This is a genomic window from Streptomyces sp. NPDC006365, assembly GCF_042870755.1.
In the GTDB taxonomy this organism is placed as follows: Bacteria; Actinomycetota; Actinomycetes; order Streptomycetales; family Streptomycetaceae; genus Streptomyces; species Streptomyces xiangluensis.
This window is the reverse complement of sequence record NZ_JBIAHS010000002.1, coordinates 109,716-131,869: the sequence shown is the minus strand read 5'-3', so window position 1 is coordinate 131,869 and position 22,154 is coordinate 109,716. Positions and strand designations below refer to the sequence as shown.

The window sequence follows — 22,154 nt, the reverse complement described above, 5'->3', positions numbered from 1 at the left end:
ACCCGTACTCAGTCAAGACGCAGCAGTTCCCAACCCCTCGGCGGCCGCCATCCACTGGTCCAGGTCGGCCTGCGTGAACTCCGGCCATGCGGGAATCTCGGGAAGCCGGCGGAGAAGGTCGTACGCCTCCGCGATCTGCGGGCCGCGAAGCACCGGTGAATGGCAGCCGGCGACAACCTCGGCGTCCAGCCGCTGGAAGCCGTTCACCACCGCCCGGAACTTCTGGCCGTCGAGCAGCGCGACCCAGGGCGAGACCAGGCGTCCGCCGAAGAACTGGCCGTCGCGAAATTCATCGGCGGACAGGTCGGCGATTTCGGGGACTGGAGTGGGCACGTTCGTCGCGAAGGTGTCCACCGCCCACAGGACATTGGTCTTCGGGTCGAAGAGGGCGCGGGTTGTGGGGTTGTCGTACAACGGCGGTCGCTTGGCCACCAGCGTTCGGTCACCCACATCCACCGTATCGCCGTCGATCATGAAGCGGCACCGGTTGATGGGCGTCTCCCACTCCTCGGCCATGCGCCCGATCGAGAACCACGTCGTCAGCAGTGTCGCGTTCGGGCATTCAGCGAGAACCGCCAGAAGGTTGCCGGCGTGGTCACGGTCGTCGTGAGTGAGGAAGATCCACCGAACGTCCAGCGGATCCACCACGGACCACGCGGCCTCCAGCCACTGGGACCGCACCGCCGGTGCCCCGGTGTCCACAAGCACCGGTTCGGATCCCCGGATCACCATCGAATTCATCGGGAAGTGGCCGACCGGCGGGGCTTCCAGCGCCCACGGGATGACGAACGTCTCCTCGGCGATCCGGTACGGCTGCAGAAGGCTGAAAGTTTCCATGGTCGTCATCGCTGCTCTCCCTAGAACGGAGTCCGGCCGCAGCGCCCGTCATTCCAGTCCAGCCCCAGGGCGGACTCTCGTCAAACGCAGACAAACGCGACAAAATTCTGTGCTGGTCACCGTCGACGTCGTCGCCGGGGTGCCGCCCGTCGGCCGCACCGTCCCTTCTGGGGGTCCGTTCAGTAACGGTCGAACAAAGCCTGGACGTAATCCTCCAGCCGGCTGGTCAGCACGGTGGGAGTCAGATCGGTTCGGTTCAGTTCGCGCCAAGGGACAGCCACCTTCTCGGCATCCGGAGCGAAGGCCAAGGCGTCCAGCAGTCGCCAGTAGAGGTGGGCGGCGGGGTCCTCCGACAGCGTCCCTCCCGCGGCGACGTAGCGGTCGGCGAAGCGCATGCCCGCAGGCACGCCGTGCAGCAGCGCCAGTGCCGTGGAGCAGTGGGCCACGTCCAGATCGGCCGGCCCCCAAGAGGTCTCCACCCAGTCGACGACGCCGCTGATCCGCAGATCATCGCCGCCGCCGTTGCCGCTGCCCGTGAAGAGGACGTTGCCGGGATGGAAGTCCCGGTGCAGAAAGCAGGCCCGGAACTCCGGCGGCTCGCGACGGATGACGTCCACGGCCCGTTGCCACAGCTCGGGCCGCTCGGTGTCCCCGGGCGGGCGCACACGCTCGGGAGAGGTCCACGCCTGATAGGACCGGGGCCGTTCCTCCGCGGTCACCGGCAGCCGGTGGATACGCAGCAACTGACGGGCCAGCAGCTCGGAACGCCGGTCCGCCCCCTCCTCACCCAGGCGCACGGCCCCCGGCAGCAGGGACATCAGCAAGGAGGGGTGATCGCAGTGCTGCGCCGTCGCGTCCACGGCCACCAGCGTGGCCGCGGGCACGTCCGTATTGCCGAGCAGACGCAGAACGTCCGCCTCGCGGCTCAGCAGCCCCTCCGCGTGCCGCGCGAAGAAGGGCTTGACGAAGGACCGCAGAACCAGCGAACGCCGACCGCCCGGCCCGCAAACGTCCAGGCGCCGCATCTCCGAAGTCCACCCGCCACGCAACGGCACCACACCATCGATGCGCTCTACCGCTGACAGCTCCTTCTCCACCCAGGCCCGCGTCGAACCCCAGCCCCGGCCGTCAGGCTCCGCACCGATGCGATCGACCCCCTCGCCCGCAACCATGGAGGCAGGTTATCCACCGCAAGGAGCAGCCATCGGCAGTGGACGTCACGTGGGGCGCCCCTTCCCTCGCAGGGCGCCCCAAGCACGTCAGTCCACGCACACCCCTTACGTGGCGTGCTCCACGAACCGTGCCGCCGTCTCCGCCAGCACCTCGCGACCGTCCCTTGCCCACAGGCCGGTGTTGAAGAGCTCGACCTCGATGGGGCCGGTGTAGCCCGCCTCCTCGACGTAGCCCTTCCACTCGCGCATGTCGATCGCGCCGTCGCCGATCTGACCGCGGCCGGTGAGGACGCCCTCCGGGAGCGGGGTCGTCCAGTCGGCCAGCTGGAAGGTGTGGATACGGCCGGTGGCGCCCGCTCGGGCGATCTGGGCGGGGGCCTGGTCGTCCCACCAGATGTGGTACGTGTCGACCGTCACGCCGACCTGGTTCGCCGGGAAGCGTTCCGCCAGGTCGAGGGCCTGGGTGAGGGTCGACACCACGCAGCGGTCCGAGGCGTACATCGGGTGCAACGGCTCGATGGCCAGCCGTACGCCACGCTCCTGGGCGTACGGGCCCAGTGCGGCCAGCGCGTCGGCGATGCGCTCCCTCGCCCCGTGCAGGTCCTTCGAGCCGGGCGGGAGGCCGCCCGAGACCAGGACCAGGGTGTCCGTGCCGAGGGTGGCCGCCTCGTCGATGGCCGCCCTGTTGTCGTCCAGCGCCTTCGCCCGCTCGCCCGGTTCGATCGCCGTGAAGAAGCCGCCCCGGCAGAGGGTCGTGACCGTCAGGCCCGCGTCACGGATGAGCTTGGCCGTGGCCTCCACGCCGTACGACTGAACCGGCTCTCGCCACAGGCCCACGCCCGATACGCCCAACTCCAGGCAGGCGTCGACCAGTTCGGGCAACGACAGCTGTTTCACCGTCATCTGGTTGATCGAGAAACGGGAAAGGCTCTCAGCCGTCACTGGTGCACTCACGGATTCGCTCACTGTTCCACTCCGTACAGCGACAGCAGGTTCTTCATCCGCGCCGCAGCCTGCGCCGGGTCCGGGAACAGGCCCAGCCCGTCGGCCAGTTCGTACGCGCGGGCGAAGTGCGGGAGCGAGCGGGCGGACTGGAGGCCGCCGACCATCGTGAAGTGCGACTGGTGGCCGGCGAGCCAGGCAAGGAAGACCACGCCCGTCTTGTAGAAGCGGGTCGGGGTCTGGAAGAGGTGGCGGGACAACTCGACCGTGGGGTCGAGGAGTTCGTGGAAACCCTTCACATCACCCGTGTCGAGGACCCGTACCGCTTCCGCCGCGAGCGGGCCCAGTGGGTCGAAGATGCCGAGCAGCGCGTGGCTGAAGCCCTGGTCGTCGCCGGCGATCAGCTCCGGGTAGTTGAAGTCGTCGCCCGTGTAGCAGCGGACTCCCTTCGGCAGACGGCGGCGCAGGTCGATCTCCCGCTGGGCGTCCAGGAGGGAGACCTTGATGCCGTCGACCTTGTCGGGGTGCGCGGCGATGACCTCGAGGAAGGTGTCGGTCGCCGCGTCCAGGTCGGTCGAGCCCCAGTAGCCCTCCAGCGCCGGGTCGAACATCGGGCCCAGCCAGTGCAGGATCACCGGCTCGGACGCCTGGCGCAGCAGATGGCCGTACACGGCGAGATAGTCCTCGGGGCCGCGGGCCACCGCGGCCAGCGCCCGCGACGCCATGAGGATCGCCTGCGCGCCCGTCCCCTCCACGAGCGCGAGCTGCTCCTCGTACGCCGCCTGGACCTCCGCCAAGGAACCCGAGGCCAGCTGGTCCGTGCCCACCCCGCACGCGATCAGTCCGCCGACGGCCTTCGCCTCGGCGGCCGAGCGGCGGATCAGCTCCGCCGCCCCGGCCCAGTCGAGCCCCATCCCCCGCTGAGCCGTGTCCATCGCCTCCGCGACGCCGAGCCCGTGCGACCACAGGTGCCGGCGGAAGGCGAGCGTGGCGTCCCAGTCGACGGCCGCCGGCGAGTCGGGGGACACGTCTGCGTACGGGTCGGCCACGACGTGTGCGGCGGAGAAGACCGTACGGGAGCTGAGCGGGGCGCCCTTGGTGAGGGCGAGCGGTTCCGTGCGCGGAGTGTAGGACCTCAACACCCCGTCCGCATCGGGCAGTTGGATCGTCACAGCGAGATCTCCGGTACGTCGAAGCGGCGGCCCTCGGCCGAGGACTTCAGCCCCAGCTCGGCGAGCTGGACACCGCGGGCGCCCGCGAGCAGGTCCCAGTGGTACGGCGCGTCGGCGTACACATGCTTGAGGAACAGCTCCCACTGCGCCTTGAAGCCGTTGTCGAACTCGGCGTTGTCGGGCACCTCCTGCCACTGGTCGCGGAAGACCTCGGTGGCGGGGATGTCCGGGTTCCACACCGGCTTCGGCGTCGAACTGCGGTGCTGGGCACGGCAGTTGCGCAGGCCCGCGACCGCAGAGCCCTCGGTCCCGTCCACCTGGAACTCCACGAGTTCGTCGCGGTTGACGCGTACGGTCCAGGAGGAGTTGATCTGCGCGATGGCGCCGTTCTCCAGCTCGAAGATGCCGTACGCGGCGTCGTCGGCCGTCGCGGCGTACGGCTTGCCCTGCTCGTCCCAGCGCTGCGGGATGTGGGTCGCGGTCAGCGCCTGTACGGACTTGACGCGGCCGAACAGCTCGTGGAGTACGTACTCCCAGTGCGGGAACATGTCGACGACGATGCCGCCGCCGTCCTCGGCGCGGTAGTTCCAGGACGGGCGCTGGGCGGGCTGCCAGTCGCCCTCGAAGACCCAGTAGCCGAACTCCCCGCGGATGGACAGGATCCGCCCGAAGAAGCCGCCCTCGATGAGGCGCTTCAGCTTGAGCAGGCCGGGCAGGAACAGCTTGTCCTGGACGACGCCGTGCTTGATGCCCTTGTCCGCGGCCAGCCGGGCCAGCTCCAGGGCACCCTCGAGGCCGGTTGCGGTCGGCTTCTCGGTGTAGATGTGCTTTCCGGCCTCGATCGCCTTCTTGAGGGCGTCCTCGCGGGCGGACGTGACCTGCGCGTCGAAGTAGATGTCGATGGTCGGGTCGTCGAGTACGGCGTCGAGGCCGGTGGACCAGTGTTCGAGGCCGTGCTGGTCCGCGAGCGCCTTCAGCGCGTGCTCGCGGCGGCCGACGAGCACCGGCTCGGGCCACAGCACGGTGCCGTCGCCGAGATCGAGGCCGCCCTGTTCGCGCAGGGCGAGGATGGAGCGGACCAGATGCTGGCGGTAGCCCATGCGTCCCGTCACGCCGTTCATCGCGATGCGCACCGTCTTGCGTGTCACGTCATTCCCTTCGTACGCGTCCTGCGCCGCGTACGCCCCACAGCGAACAGGTGAGCGTTGCAGCAAGCGCTTTCTATGTGTGAAGAAGCTAGCCTCTGTGCAGCGGATCGGACAACCCCGCGCGGTGATGAGATATGCGACGAAGATGCCTGAGCAGATGCCTGACCGGAGGACGATAGATGACCGTGACCCTGGCGGACGTAGCGGCTCGCGCGCAGGTCTCGCCCGCCACCGTGTCCCGCGTGCTGAACGGCAACTACCCCGTGGCGGCGACGACTCGCGAGCGGGTGCTGCGGGCCGTGGACGAGCTGGACTACGTACTGAACGGCCCGGCGAGCGCGTTGGCCGCCGCTACCTCCGACCTGGTCGGGATCCTGGTCAACGACATCGCCGACCCCTTCTTCGGGATCATGGCGGCGGCGATCCAGTCCGAGATCGGCGGGCCGGGCGGGCGCGCGGGCGGGGAGCGGCTGGGCGTCGTCTGCAACACGGGCGGCTCCCCGGAGCGTGAGCTCACCTACCTCACGCTCCTTCAGCGCCAACGCGCTGCCGCGGTCGTACTGACCGGGGGTGCCGTCGAGAACACCGAACATGCGGCGGCCGTCGCGACGAAGCTGCGGAAGCTGGCGGATGCGGGGACGCGGGTTGTCCTGTGCGGGCGTCCGCCTGCGCCTTCCGACACCGAGGCGGTGGCACTCACGTTCGACAACCGCGGGGGCGGGCGGGAGCTCACCGAGCACCTGATCGGGCTCGGGCATCGGCGCATGGGGTATATCGCGGGGCCTCAGGAGCGGACGACTACGCGGCACCGTCTTGAAGGTCACCGGGCCGCGCTGGCCGCGCACGGCATTCCCGACGAGCCCGCGTGGACTGTCCACGGCCGCTACGACCGGCGGGCGGGTTACGAGGCGACCCTCGAACTCCTGCGCCGTGAGCCGTCGTTGACGGCCGTTGTCGCCGCGAACGACACGGTTGCGCTGGGCGCGTGTGCCGCTCTGCGCGACTCCGGGCTTCGTATCCCCGACGACGTCTCCGTTGTGGGCTTCGACGACCTTCCCTTCAGCGTGGACGCGGTGCCCGCGCTGACGACGGTGCGGTTGCCGCTCTCGGAGGCGGGGGCCCAGGCCGGGCGGATCGCCATGGGGCGGGAGGAGGCGCCTGAGGAGGGGATTGCGACGGTGCGGGGGGAGTTGATGGTGCGAGGGTCCACCGGGGTGCCCAAGGGTTGACGGGTTCGCCTCTGCGTCCGTTGTGGCTGTCGCGCCTCGTTCAGGGACGCGGGGCCGCTGTGACATCAGCGGCTCCGCCGCGTGGCGCGACAAGCCACAACGGACCGGCAGTCGCCTGAGAACCGGACCCACCACCCCCGTGGGCGATCCATGGACGGGGAGCCGGAGGCGGCCTACTCTCGGAGAAGCGATATCTCTGACTGAGTCAACCATCTTGAGGTCAGGCCATGACCATCCAGGACATCCGCTCGTTCAACCGCTTCTATACGAACGTCATCGGGGCGCTGGACTACAGCCGTCAGCTGTACGCCCCGTACACGCTGACCGAGGCCCGTGTGCTGTACGAACTCGCGCACTCTCCCCGTACGGACGCCGCAGACTTGCGTGGCGAACTGTCCTTGGACGCCGGGTACTTGAGCCGGATCCTGGCGAAGTTCGAGCAGGACGGGCTGATCGAGCGTGTGCCGTCCGAGAAGGACACCCGGCGGCGGCACGTCACGCTCACCCCGCACGGGTGTGAGGCGGCCGATCTGCTCGACGAGCGGTCGCAGGAGGCGGTCGGGTCGCTGTTGGCGACCGTTCCGGCGGGCGAGCGGCCCCGGCTCGTAGAGGCGATGCGCACGATTCGGGACGTGCTGTCCGGCGGCCGGCCTCCCCCACTCTCGGCTTCTCCCCCACTCTCGACTTCGCTCGAGCGGGGGGACCCCCATGAGCGGGGGGACCCCCATCGCGGCGAGGACGTCGTCCTGCGGGAGCCCGGCCCCGGCGACCTCGGCTGGATCGTGCAGCGCAACGCCGCGCTGTACGCCGCCGAGCACGGATGGAACACGGACTACGAGGGCCTGGTCGCCCGGATCGTCGCCGACTTCGCGGAGGATCACGACCCGCACCTGGAGCGGGTGTGGATCGCGGAGCTGGACGGCCGCGCGGTGGGCTGCGTGATGTGCGTACGGGACGAGGCGCCGGGCGCCGCACGCCTGCGGCTCCTCCTCGTCGAACCGGACGCCCGCGGCCTCGGCATCGGCGACCGGCTCGTGCGAGCCTGCATCGAGTTCGCGCGGGGTGTCGGCTACCGCGACATGGTCCTGTGGACGAACGACGTACTGACCTCTGCCCGCAAGATCTACCAGCGCCACGGCTTCGTCCTCCTCGCCGAGAAACCGCACCGCTCCTTCGGCGTGGATCTGGTCGGCCAGGACTGGCGCCTGGACCTGCACGGCGCACAGGACTGACTCTGCCCAGCATGCGGGGGCGGCAGGTAGGGTCCGCAGCATGAAGTTGGCCTTCTCCACTCTCGGCGTTCCCGGACTGCCCATCCCCGACGTGGTGCGGCTCGCGGCCGCGCACGGCTACCACGGTGTCGAGCTGCGCGCGCACCCCGAGGAGCCGGTCCACCCCGGTATCGAACTGAGCCGGCGGGCCGACGTCGCCGCCGAGTTCAAGGCGGCCGGCGTCGAGATCCTGGGCCTTGCGGGGTACGCGCGCGTGGCCGCACCGGGTGACGACGCACCCGTACTCCAGGAGATCCGCGAACTCCTGGAGCTGGCCCGCGACCTGGGCGCCCCCTACATCCGTGTCTTCCCCGGCGGCGGTACCGACCAGAGCCCGGAGGAAGCGGACGCGACGGCCGCGCGGCGGCTGGGCACGGCCGCGGAGTACGCCGCCGATCTGGGCGTACGCATCCTCCTGGAGACCCACGACTCGCACCGCACGGGCGCGGACGCGATCCGTGTCCTCGGCCTCGTCGGCCATCCCCGCGTCGGCGCCCTCTGGGACGTCATGCACACCTGGCTCGGCGGCGAACAGCCCGGCTCGACGTATGTTGCCCTCTCCCCCTACCTCGGCTACGTCCAGGTCAAGGACATCGCCTCGGCCGACGACACCACCCCCCTGCCACTCGGATCGGGCGTCCTCCCCCTCACCGAGTGCGTGGAACTCCTCTCCCGCGAGGGCTGGGACGGCTGGCTGTGCTGGGAGTACGAGAAGCGCTGGTACGAGTCGGCCGCGCCGCTGGAGGGCTTGCTGAGGGCGGGCCGGGAGCACCTTTCACGGTTGCTCAACGAGTCGGCGTGAGCCTGGGCAACCAGGGCTCCGACCGCACCCCGCTCCTCTGATCGTCTCCGTATACGTCATTGGCATGCCCCTGTAATACCTCTGACGGAGGCTCGTAGGGCACTCCGGCCTCACCCGCAACTCACCTCCCACCGGGCCGGGTTGACCCAACGATGCGGCCCCGGCCCGGCACGGCCGTGGGCTGTGGGCGAGGAGAAATTGGATGGTTGCAGAGGCATCTCGCCGTGGCTTTCTGAGATCGGTCGGGGTCGCGGGCGGCGCCGGAATGCTGTACTCGGCGATGGGGGCCCTGGGGCTCGCGCCGGTCCCCGAAGCCAGGGCCGAGCAGTACCGGGCGCCCCGGAGCGGCGACTTCGCGCTCACCGGACGGAGCCGCAAGAAGGTCCTGGTACTCGGCGGCGGCATAGCCGGCCTGGCGACGGCGTACGAGCTGGGCAAGGCGGGCTACGACTGCCGGATCCTGGAGGCGAAGGACCGCCCGGGCGGACGCAACTGGACGGTCCGCGGCGGCACTGCGCTGACCGACCTGGACGGGCGCACGCAAAAAAGCTCGTTCTCCAGGGGCCAGTACATGAACGCGGGTCCGGCCCGGCTGCCGCAGACCCACGTCACACTCGAGTACTGCCGCGAACTCGGCGTCCCCCTCGAGGTGTTCACCAACCAGAACGCCAACGCGTACATCTACCACGAGAAGAGCACCGCCCTCGCGGGCAAGCCGGTCCGCTGGCGCACGGCGAAGGCCGATGTCTACGGCTATGTCTCCGAGTTGCTCGCCAAGGCCACCGACCAGGGCGCTCTGGACAGGGAACTCACCGCCGCCGACAAGGAAGGGCTCATCGCCTTCCTGCAGAACTTCGGCGCCATCAAGGGCAAGGCGGACGGCTTCGCGTACACCGGCAGCGACCGTCGTGGCTACTCGGTCGAACCGGGCGCCGGCTTCGAGGAGGGCACGGTACTCGGCCCGGTGCCGTCCCTGTCGGACGTGGTCGCGAGCGGCGTCGGGCAGCGCTTCTCCTTCGAGTTCGGCTACGACCAGGCCATGCTGATGTTCCAGCCGGTGGGCGGGATGGACGCGATCCCGTACGCGCTCGCCAAGGCCATCGGCCAGGACCGGGTCACCTACGGCGCCAAGGTGACGGAGGTCAAGAACCTTTCGGACGGCGCCGAGGTCACCTACGAGGACGCCGAGAGCCGAATCCGCACCCGGCGCGCCGACTTCGTCGTGGCGGCGGTCCCGCCCATGGTCATGGCCCGGATCAAGCACAACCTGGGAGCGGACGTCACCGCGGCACTGAAGTACCCCGTCGCGACCCCCGTCGGCAAGATCGGGCTCGAGTACCGCAGCCGCTGGTGGGAGACGGACGAGCACATCTACGGCGGCATCACACCGACCGACACGGACCTGGCCACCATCTGGTACCCGTCGTACGGCTATCAGGGCCGCCGCGGCACGCTCATCGGCTACTACAACTTCGGTGACAACGCTGTCGCGTACAGCGCTCTGCCCCACGCCGAGCGGCTGAAGCGGGCGGTGAGCCGGGGCGTGAAGATCCACGGTGACAAGTACCGCACCGAACTCGACCACTCCTTCAGCGTCGCCTGGCACCGCACGCCCCACATCGAAGCGGGCTGGGTCGGCTGGCCCTCACAGACCGGCCCCGAGTACAGGCTGCTCAACCAGCCCGCGGGACACGTCTACTTCGCCGGTGACTGGCTCAGCCATGTCATCGCCTGGCAGCACGGAGCGTTCACCTCGGCACGCAAGGTCGTGACCGGGATCCACGAGAGGGTGATGGCCGGATGAAGCGGCGTACGAAGGTTTTCGTCGGTACGGCCCTGACCGGGGCGCTGCTGACCGGCTCCGCGACACTGGCGGGCGCCAAGGGCTGGTGGTCGCCGGGCCCGCAGGAGGTACGGGTCATGCTGCCCGAGGGGCAGTCCAACCCGGCCATCGCGAACGGCGTGGCGACGGGCGGGGAAGTCGCCGTCTACCAGAGCAGCGGTCTCGGCCCGTCCGCGCTGAACCCGGCCGCGCCGGAGGGCACGCCCGAGCGCTACACCGACCCCGCCCTCACGGAAGGGTCGCAGGGCGTCACGATCACCGAGGCACAGGCACTCGTCGTCCTGAGGAACATCAAGACCAACCTCGAGACCGCGGGCGTGAAACCGGCCGACGTCATCACGATGAAGGCCTACCTGATGAAGCCGCCGGGCGACCGGATCGCCGACTACGCGGGCTGGAACCGCGCATACCGGCAGTACTTCGCCAACATCGACCTGAAGTCGCTCCAGGTCGTGCCGGTACCCATGGGCACCTCTGCCCCCAAGCCGCCACTGCTCGCCAACAAGGCCCGCCCGGCGCGGGCGACGATGGAGGTCGCCTCGCTGGCGGTGCCGGGGTGGCTCGTGGAGGTCGAGGTGACGGCGACGTACGACAAGAAGCGCTGATCGGCGAGTTCGGCGAGTTCACAGGTCCGCTGCGGTGCCCCCGGCCCAAAACAGCGCCGCAGCAACCCCATCGGACACGGTGGCGCACCGTCGTACCAATTTCCGGGAATCGTCCCCATCCGGGGAACCCATCCGCGCCACCGCCCGTCCAAGGCGCAGGCTGCCGGATGAGTCTCCGCTGCGCGGTGTCGGCCCTCGCTGCTGGCTGCGATCGCTGACCCACCCTCTCCAACCGCCTGCGGCCGGCAGCATGCCGTCATCGGCGCGCCCCCTCCAACAGCGCCGATGACGGCCCCTCTCGGGGCCACTTTCTCCCAAGCGGTCCGCTGGGCAGTGATGAACCTGCGGGCCGGTGGGAGCTGGTCGCGCCCCGTGGCGGAGCCGCATATGTCACAGCCCCGCGCCCTGACGGCGGGAGACCCGCACCGGACCTTTTTCGTGCCGCGCGCTCTTGACTGGCAGAAAGTTCCCGGATATCCGTGACTTCTCGGAAGTTTCCTTCATACTCGCCCCTCCACGGGCCCCCCGGGCCCTCTCCGGAAGGAGCGCACGTGTACGAACGCACGAGGAAGTCCGGCACCTCCAGACGTACGCTGCTCGCCGCCACGGCGGGCACGGCGGCGGCCGTCGCGATCGGCCAGACCCCCGCCCGGGCGAACGGCCACGACAGGCGGCTGCGCGCCCTCATCTCCCGTATGACCCTCGAAGAGAAGGTCGGCCAGCTCTTCGTGATGCGGGTGTACGGGCACTCGGCGACCGCGCCCGACCAGGCCGACATCGACGCGAACCTGAAGGAGATCGGCGTACGGACGGCCGCCGAGCTGATCGCCGAGTACCACGTGGGCGGGATCATCTACTTCGCCTGGGCGCACAACACCCGTGACCCGCACCAGATCGCGGACCTCAGCAATGGGATCCAGCGGGCCTCGCTCGGACAGCCCCGCGGTCTGCCCGTTCTCATTTCCACCGACCAGGAGCACGGCATCGTCGCCCGTGTGGGCAAGCCCGCGACGCTGCTGCCGGGCGCGATGGCGCTCGGCGCGGGCCGCTCGCGGTCCGATGCCCGCAGGGCCGGGCAGATCGGCGGCGCTGAGCTGCGCGCGATGGGCATCCGGCAGGACTACGCGCCGGTCGCCGACGTGAACGTGAACCCGGCCAACCCGGTCATCGGCGTACGCTCCTTCGGCGCCGATCCGCAGGCCGTGGCCGCCCTGGTCGCCGCCCAGGTGAAGGGCTACCAGAGCTCCCGAGTGGCCGCCACGGCCAAGCACTTCCCGGGGCACGGCGACACCGAGACCGACAGCCACTACGGCTTCCCTGTCATCGAGCACACCGAGGCGCAGTGGGCCGAGCTCGACGCGCCGCCGTTCCAGGCCGCGATCGCCGCCGGTATCGACTCGATCATGACCGCGCACATCATGGTTCCCGCGCTCGATCCCTCCGGCGACCCGGCCACGCTCTCCCGCCCGATCCTCACCGGCATCCTGCGCGAACGGCTCGGCTACGACGGAGTGGTGGTGACGGACTCGCTTGGCATGGAGGGCGTCCGCACGAAGTACGGCGACGACCGTGTGCCGGTGCTCGCGCTCAAGGCCGGTGTCGACCAGCTGCTCAACCCGCCGAAGCTGGACGTCGCCTGGAACGCGGTCCTGGCGGCCGTACGCGGCGGCGAGCTGACCGAGGCCCGCCTCGACGAGTCGATCCTGCGCGTCCTCCGGCTGAAGTCGAAGCTGGGGCTGCTGAAGGACCCGTACGTGTCCGCGCGCGGCGTCGACCGCGTCGTCGGTATCCCGGCGCACCTGAGGGCGGCCGACCGGATCGCCGACGGTACGACGACGCTGCTGGTCAACTCGGGCGGTCTGTTGCCGCTTTCGCGCCGTACGCATCAGAAGGTGCTCGTCGTCGGCGCCGATCCCGCCTCGCCGTCCGGGACCACCGGGCCCCCGACGACGGTACTAGCGGGTGCGCTCGAGGAGCTGGGCTTCGCCGCCACCGCGCTCTCCACCGGTACGGCTCCCTCCGCGGCGACCATCGCGCAGGCCGTGGCGGCGGCGCGGGACGCGGATGCGGTGGTCGTCGGCACGTACAACGTCACGGCGACCAGCTCGCAGAAGACACTCGTCGGAGAGCTGCTCGCGACCGGCCGCCCGGTGGTCGCGGTCGCCGTTCGCAACCCGTACGACGTGGCCCAACTACCCGAGGTACAGGCCTACTTGGCGACGTACTCCTGGACCGACGTCGAGCTGCGCGCCGCGGCCCGGGTGATCGCGGGCCGTATCGAACCGGCGGGCAGGCTGCCGGTGCCGGTGCAGCGGGCGGACGATCCGGCGCAGGTGCTGTATCCGATCGGGCACGGGCTGAGTTACTAGCTCCTGGTCGGACAACAGGCCGAGTTACCAGGCCCTTGTCGGACATCGGACGACGTACGGCTGTACAGTCCGCCGTACGCCACGTACGCCGCACACCCGGCGCACCGCCCCCAAAAGACGCAAAGCACCCTGCACGTCTGGCGTGGGCCCGTTGTGGCGGGTCACGCTGGGCGGGGGTATCGGGGGGGAGCGTCATGCACAAGGCACGGTGTGGGTGGGTGGTGTGCGCGCTGCTGATGCTGGTGGCGGCGCTCACCGGGTGCGAGCGGCTTTCGGGATCCGCGGATTCCGGGGAGGGCCGGCTCGGCGAGAGCGGGCAGGTGACGCCGACGAGGACCGTTGGGTTCGGGGCGGAGTTTCTGGGGGTCGACGAGTGCAGTTCGTTCGGGCGCACATCGTTCACCGAGGTGCCGTGCAGCAGTGAGCGGGCGGCGGCGCGGGTCGTCGCGCGCCACGACGGCAAGGTGAGCGAGGGCCCCGCGTGCCCCGCCACCACGGACTTCGTGCTGCACATCAGCGAACAGAAGCCGTCCGCGGACGAGGACGGCGACGGCGCGGTCCCGCAGGGGTACGCCTGTATGCGCAACCTGGAGAAGCCACACCCCGGCGACCCTGGTGGCGGCGGAGGCCCGCGCACGATCGTCGGCGACTGCGTCTACAGCGCGGGCGAGGGCGAGGTCCGCGAGACGGCGTGCGACGGCAAGGGCGAGAAGTCGCCGGAGTACAAGGTGACTTCGGCGGTCGAGAAGCGTGGCGAGTGTCCTGCGTCGACGGCCCTGTACGTCCGGCTCGGCGGGCCGAAGCCGGTGGGCTGCGCCCGCCCGCTGTGATCAACGGACGGGCGCAGCAAGGAAGTTGGAGCAGGCAGGGCAGTTACGGCTCTACGGCCGCAGCTGGCGCTCCGCGCTGTGCTTGTCCAGCTTCCTGTCGTACTTGGCCAGCGGCTTGGCCTTCGACGGGTCCTCCTGGACCGTGGCGGAGGCGACGCCCGCCCACTTCAGGATGCGGGCCGTGGCGAGGGCCTTCTCGTCGGCGACGAGGCCCGCGACATTGGCGCCGTGGTTCGCCCCGGGGGCCGTGAAGATGTACGAGTCACGGGCGCCCTTGCCCAGGTGGAACGGCTCGGCGCCCCACGGGTCGTTCTCGCCGTACACGAACAGCATCTGCTTGGCGTTGTGCTTGACCCAGGTGTCGACGTCGCGCATCGCCCACGGCTGGAACTTCATGGAGATGTCGCGCGGCACGAAGTTCCGCGGCGGCTGGTAGCCGTAGCGGATCAGCCCCGACTCGATGTGCGGGAACTCGATGGTGGGCGCCCCGAGCTGCGTACCCGCCTGGTAGTAGTACGGCGTGTACTGCTCCAGGCCCTGGTCGGCGTAGGCGGAGAAGCCGACGATCGTGTCGATCGTGCTCCAGATCTCGTCGTCGGTGGCGTTCGCGGCGTCCGCCGGGATCGTGCCGCAGTCGCCGAGCAGGCTGTACTGCCAGAAGCCCCACACGTAGTCGAGTACGACGGCCTCGTACGCCTTGTCGAGGCTGCCGACGGTGTTGAAGGTGAGGCCCTCGGCAGCCGCGTACTCCTCGTAGCGCTTCTCCAGCGGCTCACGGCGTACGAGCGCCTCGCGCTGTACGGCGTTCAGCTTGTCGCGGCACTCCTTGGTGCCGACGCCCGCGAAGAACCGGTCATACGCCGAATCCTCCTTGTTCACCACGTCGTTGGGGGCGACGTACGCGACGACGCCGTCCATGTCACGCGGGTAGAAGCGCTCGTAGTACGTGGCGGTCATGCCGCCCTTCGAGCCGCCCGTGGAGAGCCACTTCTTGTCGTAGACCTTCTTCAGCGCCTTGAAGATACGGTGCTGGTCGCTGGCCGCCTGCCAGATGTCGAGCTTGGACCAGTCGGCCGGGTCGGGGCGGGACGGAGTGAAGAAGCGATACTCCATCGAGATCTGGTTGCCGTCCACGATCTGGGTCGGCTCGCTGCGGCGCGGCGTCGTCGAGACGTTGTAGCCGCTGGTGAAGAACACCGACGGGCGGGCCGTGTCCTTGTGCAGCACCGTGATGCGCTGCTGGAACGTGCCCTTGGACGGGCGCCGGTGGTCGACCGGCTGGGTGTAGTTGAGGACGAAGTAGCGGTAGCCGGCGTAGGGCTTCTCCTCGATCAGGCTCATGCCCGGTATCGCGAGGAGGCGGTCCTTGATGTCGGCCGTGTCGTCCGTCATGGCACTGGTGCGGGTGCCGGTGGCCTCCGGCTGCGCGGCGGTGGCCGCGCCGGCCGTGCTCATCGTGCCTATGAGCACCACGAGCGACAGCAGCCATCTGAGCGTCTTGCGCATGCACTCTCCCCTGGAAAACACAGATGTCCGCCGGAACCTAGCGGAGCAACTCCGTTGACACCAGGGGATGTTGGAGGCATTCCGGACAGTTCTGAGCTGCGGGTTCGTTGTGGCTGGTCGCGCCCCGCGGCGAAGCCGCATATGTCACAGCCCCGCGCCCCTGAAAGGTGCCGGCCGGGGGCCGGCGGCCTCCTTCAGGGCCGCGGGTTCACAGGCGGATCCAGCCTGAGCTCACCGAGGCTGAGCCGACGGAGCCCTTCACCAGTACGCGGCGGTGGCCGACGTGCACGGTCACCGGTCCGGCATGGTGTCTGAAAAGCCCTCTGTCGACGGCCGGCCGGGCACGCCACGCCCGTACGCTCACAGACACGTACGTGGGGGCACCCTGCCTCTTGCGGAGAGTCACCGCGCAGACGTACCCGCGCTTCTTGTAGATCTGGACGGATCCGGTGGAGAGGGGCAGCGTACGGACCTTGCGGCCGGAGCAGAGCGCCGCCGCCTCCGCGGTGCCCGTGCCCGGGCCCGCGAGGGACAGCAGTCCGGAAGCGGTCAATACAGCCACACCGAGCGCCATATGACGGCGTATCGCGCTCTTGTCCACTGTTGTTCCTCCCGCAGCAATCGGCGTACTTCGTCTACGGACGCATGACGTAGGCCGTCTGGTTGCGTGGCGGGAGAAAGGCGGAAGAAAGACTACGACGCTACGACAGCGGGGCTGCGGCGGGCTCCCCGAGGAACATCCGCCACAACTCGGCGTACCGTCCGCCCCGTTCGAGGAGTTCCTCGTGTGTGCCGTCCTCCGCCACCCGGCCGTGGTCCATGACCACGACCCGGTCCGCGCGGGCCGCCGTCGTCAGACGGTGGGCGACCACGAGCGTGGTGCGGCGGCCCGCGATGCGGTCGGTGGCCTGGTTGACCTGGGTCTCGGTGGCCAGGTCGAGGGCGGCGGTGGCCTCGTCGAGCAGGAGGATGTCCGGGTCGACGAGTTCGGCGCGGGCGAGGGCGATCAACTGGCGTTGCCCGGCGGAGAGGTTGCGGCCTCGCTCGGCGACCTCGTGGAGGTAGCCGCCGTCGAGCGTGGCGATCATGTCGTGCGCGCCGACCGCGCGGGCGGCGGCCTCCACCTCGGCGTCGGTGGCGTCCGGGCGACCGTACGCGATGGCGTCCCGGACCGTGCCCTGGAAGAGGTACGCCTCCTGGGGGACGACGCCCAGACGGTGCCGGTACGAGGTGAGGTCCAGCGCACGCAGATCCGTGCCGTCGACGGTCACCCGCCCGCCCGTCGGGTCGTAGAACCGGGCGACCAGCTTGACCAGCGTCGACTTGCCCGCGCCCGTCTCGCCGACGAAGGCCACGGTCTGCCCGGCGGGGATGCGCAGGGAGACCCCGCTGAGCGCCTCTTCGTTGTCGTTGTACGCGAAGTCGACGTCCTCGAAGGCGACGTCGCCCCGCAGGGACGGCACCTCGCGTGCCGCGTCGGCGGCCTTGGTGGAGGTCGGCTCCTGGAGGAGTTCCTGGACGCGGCCCAGCGAGACGGTCGCCTGCTGGTAGCCGTCGAAGACCTGCGAGAGCTGCTGCACGGGCGCGAAGAACAGGTCGATGTAGAGCAGATACGCGACCAGCGCACCAGTGCTGAGCGTCCCCGCGTCGATCCGCCCCGCGCCCACGATGATCACCGCGGCCGCCGCGACCGACGACAGGAACTGCACGAAGGGGAAGTACACCGAGATCAGCCACTGCCCCCGGATCCGCGCCTTGCGATAGCTGTCGCTGCCTGCCGCGAACCGCTCCCGGCCGCCCCGCTCACGCCGGAACGCCTGCACGATCCGCAGCCCCGCGACCGACTCCTGAAGGTCCGCGTTCACGACGGACACGCGCTCACGGGCGAGTTCGTATGCCTTCACACTCGCCCGGCGGAAGAAGACCGTGCCGATGATCAGCGGCGGCAGCGTGGCGAAGACGACGAGCGCGAGCTGGATGTCGATCACGAACAGCGCGACCATGATGCCGAAGAAGGTGACGACCGAGACGAAGGCGGTGACGAGTCCCGTCTGCAGGAACGTCGACAGGGCGTCCACGTCGGTCGTCATCCGGGTCATGATCCGGCCCGTCAACTCCCGTTCGTAGTAGTCGAGTCCGAGCCGCTGGAGCTGCGCGAAGATCTTCAGCCGGAGCGCGTACAGGACCCTTTCGCCCGTACGTCCCGTCATGCGGATCTCACCGGTCTGCGCCGCCCACTGGACGATCACGGTGAGCAGGGCCAGCAGGGACGCCGTCCACACCGCGCCCTCGGCGACCTTGGTGACACCGTCGTCGATTCCGTTCCGGATCATGAGGGGCAGCAGCAGGCCCATGCCCGCGTCGACGGCGACGAGGCCGAGGCTGACGAGGAGGGGGAGCCCGAAGCCTCTCAGCAGTCGTCTCAGGCCGTACGACTCCTCCGGGGTGACCGCCCGCGCCTCGTCGATGCCGGGCTTGTCGTCCGCCGGGGGCAACGCCTCGACCTGGGCGAGGAGTTCCGGAGTCGCCGGCATCCCGTCCATGGCCGCGTCCCGGGGCTCACGGTCGCCGGTCCACAGCTTGGGCGTGATCCCGCGCTCGGCATCGAACTCGGCGTCCAGCTCGTCCCGTACGGACGTGTCCTCGACGGGGCAGGCGGGCTGGGTGTGCCCTGGCGAGACGCCGCCCAGCTCGTCCGGGTCGGTGAGCAGCCGCCGGTACAGGGGCGAGCGCTGCTGGAGCTCGTCGTGCGTACCGATGTCGGCGAGGCGTCCGCCGTCGAGGACGGCGATGCGGTCGGCGAGGTTGAGCGTGGAGCGGCGGTGGGCGATGAGGAGGGTCGTACGGCCCTCCATGACGTGCTTGAGCGCCTCGTGGATCTCGTGCTCGACGCGGGCGTCCACGGCCGAGGTCGCGTCGTCGAGGACCAGCAGGCGTGGGTCGGTGAGGATCGCGCGGGCGAGGGCGACGCGCTGGCGCTGCCCGCCGGAGAGGGTCAGGCCCTGCTCGCCGACCTTGGTGCCGTACCCGTCGGGCAGCTCGTCGATGAACCGGTCCGCCTGCGCGGCCCGCGCGGCGGCCTCGATCTCCTCCTGAGTGGCGTCGGGGCGGCCGTACGCGATGTTGGCGCGCACGGTGTCCGAGAAGAGGAAGGAGTCCTCGGGGACGAGCCCGATCGCGGCGCGCAGTGATTCGAGGGTCAGCTCGCGCACATCGTGGCCGCCGACGAGGACGGCGCCGCGCGTGACGTCGTAGAAGCGCGGAAGGAGCAGGGAGACGGTCGACTTACCGGACCCCGAGGAGCCGACGACCGCGAGGGTCTCACCCGGCCGGATCTCGAAGCTGAGCCCGTCCAGAACGGGTTGCGAGGCGTCGGCGTACCCGAAGCTCACATCGTCGAACTCGACGGTCGCGGGGGCGTCGGCCGGCAGCGGCTTCGTGCCGTCCTCGATGGACGGCTCGGTGTCGATCAGCTCAAGGACGCGCTCCGCGCCGGCGCGGGCCTGCTGACCGACGGTGAGCACCATGGCCAGCATGCGGACGGGTCCGACGAGCTGGGCGAGATAGGTCGAGAAGGCGACGAACGTACCGAGCGTGATGTGCCCGCGTATGGCGAGCCAGCCGCCCAGCGCGAGCATCGCGACCTGCCCGAGCGCGGGCACGGCCTGCAGTGCCGGGGTGTAGCGGGCGTTCAGCCGGATGGTCCGCAGCCGCCCCGCGAAGAGCCGCCGCCCGACCTCCCTCAGCTTCCCGGTCTCCTGGTCCTCCTGCCCGAACCCCTTCACCACGCGTACGCCGCTGACGGCGCCGTCGACGACTCCCGCGACGGCGGCGGCCTGGCCCTGCGCGTACCAGGTGGCGGGGTGCAGCCGGGTGCTGCTGTGCTTGGCGATGAACCACAGGGCGGGGGCGACGGCCAGCGCTACAAGGGTGAGCGGCAAGGACAACGAGGCCATGATCCCGAGGGAGATCAGGAAGAGCAGCACGTTCCCGATGGTCATCGGGAGCATGAACAGCAGGCTCTGGATCAGCTGGAGGTCACTGGTCGCCCGGCCCACGACCTGCCCGGTCGACAGCTCGTCCTGCCGCCGTCCGTCGAGCCGGGTGATCGCCTTGTACATCTCGGTCCGCAGATCGTGCTGGACGTCGAGGGCGAGTCGGCCGCCGTAGTAGCGCCGGATGTACGTGAGGACGTACACGAGGAGGGCCGCACCGATGAGGGCGCCTGCCCACGGGGCCATGTCCCGGCTCTTGTCCCCGATGACGTCATCGATGATCACCTTGGTGACGAGCGGGACCAGCGCCATGACCGCCATACCGGCGAGCGAGGAACCGAGCGCGAGCACGACGTCCTTCGGATACCGCCATGCGTATCCGGCGAGCCGCCGCGCCCAGCTGCTCGTCTCCCCCTGTTGCGCTACCACGCCGGTGCCTCCCGAGATCCTTGTCCGCCGGAAGGCACCAACGCGATCGGAACCGGATTTCATCCCTCCGCAATAGTCAGAGGCGTACGCGCAGGGATTGAAGTGCTCTCCTCCCTTCGCAAGCTCGGGAAGGAGATTCCCACCTACCTTGCGGCGGCGGGCTTGACGCGGCGAGCGCGCCTGACGACTGCCCTCCCGGCAGCCGGGATCGCCAGGTGGCCGATCCGGTACAGGTGCAGGGGAAATCGAGGTCCTGGCGGGCCTGGCGGATCGCGGCGTCCGCGTGCGCAAGGGTCCGCTGGTCCTTGGGCACCATCTGCCACCACCCGTGCAGCAGGTTCCACAGCGTGCGGGCTGCGTGCGCCTGGGCATCGGCCGTCGACACCTCGGCAGGCGACAGCGCAAGCCGGGCACGGTGCCCGAACTGCCGCTTGACCAAGATGCCCTGACTCATAGGACGCACCCCGTTCGACAGTTCGTCCGACACTCGCAAAAACGAGCGAAGCCCTCAAAGGTCACCCAACTGGCCCCGGTGATGCGGCAACCCGTCACCGACCACCCAACGTGATACCCCCTGCCGGTGCTGTCCGCCCAAGGTCCGGCTCTCCGAGCTGGACAGCTCCCTCAAGGGCGTCTGGGCCCGGCTGCTGCGCAAGGAGTACGACACGCACGTACGCCGGTACCTGTGGGGCGGCCGCTTCTGATCCCGCTCGTACTTCGCCGGATCGTGCGGCGGGGCGCCGCCGACCATGGTCAAGCAGTACATCGAGCGGCAGCAGCGCCCCGTGGGCTGAGGTCAACAGTGCGGAGCCCTGCGCACATGCCGGTCAGAGCAGGGTTGGGATGCGCTTCACCTCCCCCGCGAACGGGGGAGCACTGCGCAAGGTCAGGAGGTAGAAGCGGGTGATCTGCACCGTGTTCTGGTTGTCGTCGCTGGCCAGGAGGACCTTGAGGCGGCCGTGGCGATGGCCGGTGACGGTCATGGCCTCGATGTTGTCGAGTATGGGGTTGGGCTGGGGCTGCTTGGCGGTGGCGCCGAGGGCGGGGCAGTTCACGAGGTCGGCGAGGAGGGTTTTCTTGATCAGGCGTACGTCGTTCTGGCCGGTCAGGTTCTCGACACCGCTCGTGTCCGTGGCGCGGCGCAGGTCGGCGGAGTAGAGGCGGACCGTGTTGCCGACACCCGAGGTGAAGCCGCGTTCCAGGACGAGGAGGCGGCCGTCCGGGGTCGCGGTGGTCTCGACGACGCCGAGTCCGGTGTCCGCGCGGTAGCCGTACTGGGCCGCGAGGCGGAAGTCCTGAGAGCCGTGCCGGTGCCAGGTCTGGAAGCGGACGATGCCGGGGGTGTCACCGGACAGGGAGCCCTCCATGCCGGCCAGCAGGGTATGGCCGCCGTTGAAGAGGGTCAGGGCCTCGAAGGTCTGGTTGGTGGCGGCACGCCCGGCGGGGGCGACGCGCAGATACTCCGGCACGGGGAGGCGCCCCAGGATCGCCCCGTCCCGCCCATACCGACGGACCGCCGGCTCCCCCTCGGACGACACGAGCCGCGTACCGTCCCGCTCGACGACCAGCCCCTCGGAGTCGAGCGCGCCCTGGTTCTCGTCCGCGAGCGCGACGACGGAGCGGGGCTGGAGCGACGTCGGGTCCAGGGTGAAGAGGGACGACCGGTCGGAGAGGGCGGCGAGCTTGCCGTCCCGGTCGACGGCGAGCGCGGAGAAGTTACCGACGTAGGTGCCCTCGTAGGTCGTCTTGTCGAGGGCGTCGGAAAACCCGTCGATGGACACGGAGGGGGAACAGGCGTTCCGGGGAGCGGCGGCGGCTCCGGCGGCCGGGGCGCCGGCCGCGGCGGGTCCGGCTGCGGTGAGGCAGGTGGCCGCGGTCAGGCCGGCGGTAAGGGTCGCGAGTACGGATCTCAAGCGCATGGGATCACCGTAGGGCGGGGTGGTAGAGGGGCAGGCAGAAAAAGCGTGAACAGTTCTCCCTGCTGCGTTCAAACGTCGCTCATTT

16 protein-coding genes and 2 pseudogenes are annotated in these 22,154 nt (G+C 69.8%); 8 read left to right on the top strand and 10 right to left on the bottom strand.

Annotated elements, in window-relative coordinates; translation table 11 throughout:
* Nucleotides 1-12: 12 nt before the first annotated feature.
* The 5 genes from ACFYO0_RS05795 to ACFYO0_RS05775 all read right to left on the bottom strand — a co-directional run bounded on the left by ACFYO0_RS05795 (nt 13) and on the right by ACFYO0_RS05775 (nt 5,271).
* A complete protein-coding gene (locus ACFYO0_RS05795) occupies nt 13-846 on the bottom strand; it encodes an MBL fold metallo-hydrolase (RefSeq protein WP_388671247.1) in 834 nt (277 codons plus the stop codon).
* Between the two features lie 170 nt (nt 847-1,016).
* Nucleotides 1,017-2,009 (bottom strand): phosphotransferase family protein, encoded by a 993-nt coding sequence (locus tag ACFYO0_RS05790; RefSeq protein ID WP_388671244.1) that lies wholly within the window; start codon nt 2,007-2,009, stop codon nt 1,017-1,019.
* A gap of 105 nt (nt 2,010-2,114) precedes the next feature.
* Nucleotides 2,115-2,912 (bottom strand): sugar phosphate isomerase/epimerase family protein, encoded by a 798-nt coding sequence (locus ACFYO0_RS05785; protein ID WP_388672722.1) that lies wholly within the window; start codon nt 2,910-2,912, stop codon nt 2,115-2,117.
* 59 nt (nt 2,913-2,971) lie between these two features.
* A complete protein-coding gene (locus ACFYO0_RS05780; protein WP_388671241.1) occupies nt 2,972-4,123 on the bottom strand; it encodes a dihydrodipicolinate synthase family protein in 1,152 nt (383 codons plus the stop codon).
* Nucleotides 4,120-5,271, bottom strand: coding sequence for a Gfo/Idh/MocA family protein (locus ACFYO0_RS05775; RefSeq protein WP_388671238.1), 1,152 nt, complete (start codon nt 5,269-5,271; stop codon nt 4,120-4,122). Before ACFYO0_RS05775 ends, ACFYO0_RS05780 begins: the two co-directional genes overlap by 4 nt.
* A gap of 179 nt (nt 5,272-5,450) precedes the next feature.
* Here ACFYO0_RS05775 and ACFYO0_RS05770 point away from each other — a divergent pair, with 179 nt between their 5' ends.
* From ACFYO0_RS05770 to ACFYO0_RS05740, 7 genes are all read left to right on the top strand, one after another.
* Nucleotides 5,451-6,500 (top strand): LacI family DNA-binding transcriptional regulator, encoded by a 1,050-nt coding sequence (locus tag ACFYO0_RS05770; protein ID WP_388671235.1) that lies wholly within the window; start codon nt 5,451-5,453, stop codon nt 6,498-6,500.
* A gap of 227 nt (nt 6,501-6,727) precedes the next feature.
* Nucleotides 6,728-7,732 carry a GNAT family N-acetyltransferase gene (locus ACFYO0_RS05765; RefSeq protein WP_388671232.1) on the top strand — a complete coding sequence of 335 codons (1,005 nt, stop codon included), beginning with the start codon at nt 6,728-6,730 and terminating at the stop codon, nt 7,730-7,732.
* A 40-nt stretch (nt 7,733-7,772) separates the two neighbouring features.
* Nucleotides 7,773-8,573 carry a sugar phosphate isomerase/epimerase family protein gene (locus tag ACFYO0_RS05760; protein WP_388671229.1) on the top strand — a complete coding sequence of 267 codons (801 nt, stop codon included), beginning with the start codon at nt 7,773-7,775 and terminating at the stop codon, nt 8,571-8,573.
* 202 nt (nt 8,574-8,775) lie between these two features.
* The gene (locus tag ACFYO0_RS05755; RefSeq protein WP_388671226.1) at nt 8,776-10,377 is read left to right on the top strand and encodes a flavin monoamine oxidase family protein; all 1,602 of its coding nucleotides are present in this window, start codon (nt 8,776-8,778) and stop codon (nt 10,375-10,377) included.
* Nucleotides 10,374-11,021, top strand: a complete 648-nt coding sequence (locus tag ACFYO0_RS05750) for a Rid family hydrolase (protein ID WP_388671223.1) — start codon at nt 10,374-10,376, stop codon at nt 11,019-11,021. The genes ACFYO0_RS05755 and ACFYO0_RS05750 overlap by 4 nt, the downstream gene beginning before the upstream one ends.
* A gap of 551 nt (nt 11,022-11,572) precedes the next feature.
* The gene (locus ACFYO0_RS05745) at nt 11,573-13,390 is read left to right on the top strand and encodes a glycoside hydrolase family 3 protein (protein WP_388671220.1); all 1,818 of its coding nucleotides are present in this window, start codon (nt 11,573-11,575) and stop codon (nt 13,388-13,390) included.
* 194 nt (nt 13,391-13,584) lie between these two features.
* Nucleotides 13,585-14,220 carry a hypothetical protein gene (locus ACFYO0_RS05740; protein WP_388671217.1) on the top strand — a complete coding sequence of 212 codons (636 nt, stop codon included), beginning with the start codon at nt 13,585-13,587 and terminating at the stop codon, nt 14,218-14,220.
* A 51-nt stretch (nt 14,221-14,271) separates the two neighbouring features.
* On the opposite strand, the gene ACFYO0_RS05735 is transcribed toward ACFYO0_RS05740, so the two are convergent.
* The 4 genes and pseudogenes from ACFYO0_RS05735 to ACFYO0_RS05720 all read right to left on the bottom strand — a co-directional run.
* The gene (locus ACFYO0_RS05735; RefSeq protein WP_388671214.1) at nt 14,272-15,726 is read right to left on the bottom strand and encodes a S28 family serine protease; all 1,455 of its coding nucleotides are present in this window, start codon (nt 15,724-15,726) and stop codon (nt 14,272-14,274) included.
* Nucleotides 15,727-15,934: 208 nt separating this feature from the next.
* Entirely contained in the window at nt 15,935-16,327 is a 393-nt protein-coding gene (locus tag ACFYO0_RS05730; RefSeq protein ID WP_388671211.1) for a hypothetical protein, read from the bottom strand.
* A 100-nt stretch (nt 16,328-16,427) separates the two neighbouring features.
* Nucleotides 16,428-20,150, bottom strand: a complete 3,723-nt coding sequence (locus ACFYO0_RS05725; RefSeq protein WP_388671208.1) for an ABC transporter ATP-binding protein — start codon at nt 20,148-20,150, stop codon at nt 16,428-16,430.
* Between the two features lie 241 nt (nt 20,151-20,391).
* Nucleotides 20,392-20,604: pseudogene (locus ACFYO0_RS05720) on the bottom strand (RNA-guided endonuclease TnpB family protein); the annotation flags it as partial.
* Nucleotides 20,605-20,737: 133 nt separating this feature from the next.
* On the opposite strand from ACFYO0_RS05720, the pseudogene ACFYO0_RS05715 reads away from it, so the two are divergent.
* Nucleotides 20,738-20,944 (top strand): annotated as a pseudogene (locus ACFYO0_RS05715) (transposase); the annotation flags it as partial.
* Between the two features lie 33 nt (nt 20,945-20,977).
* Here ACFYO0_RS05715 and ACFYO0_RS05710 read toward each other — a convergent pair.
* Nucleotides 20,978-22,069, bottom strand: coding sequence for an esterase-like activity of phytase family protein (locus ACFYO0_RS05710; RefSeq protein ID WP_388671205.1), 1,092 nt, complete (start codon nt 22,067-22,069; stop codon nt 20,978-20,980).
* Between the last annotated feature and the right edge of the window lie 85 nt (nt 22,070-22,154).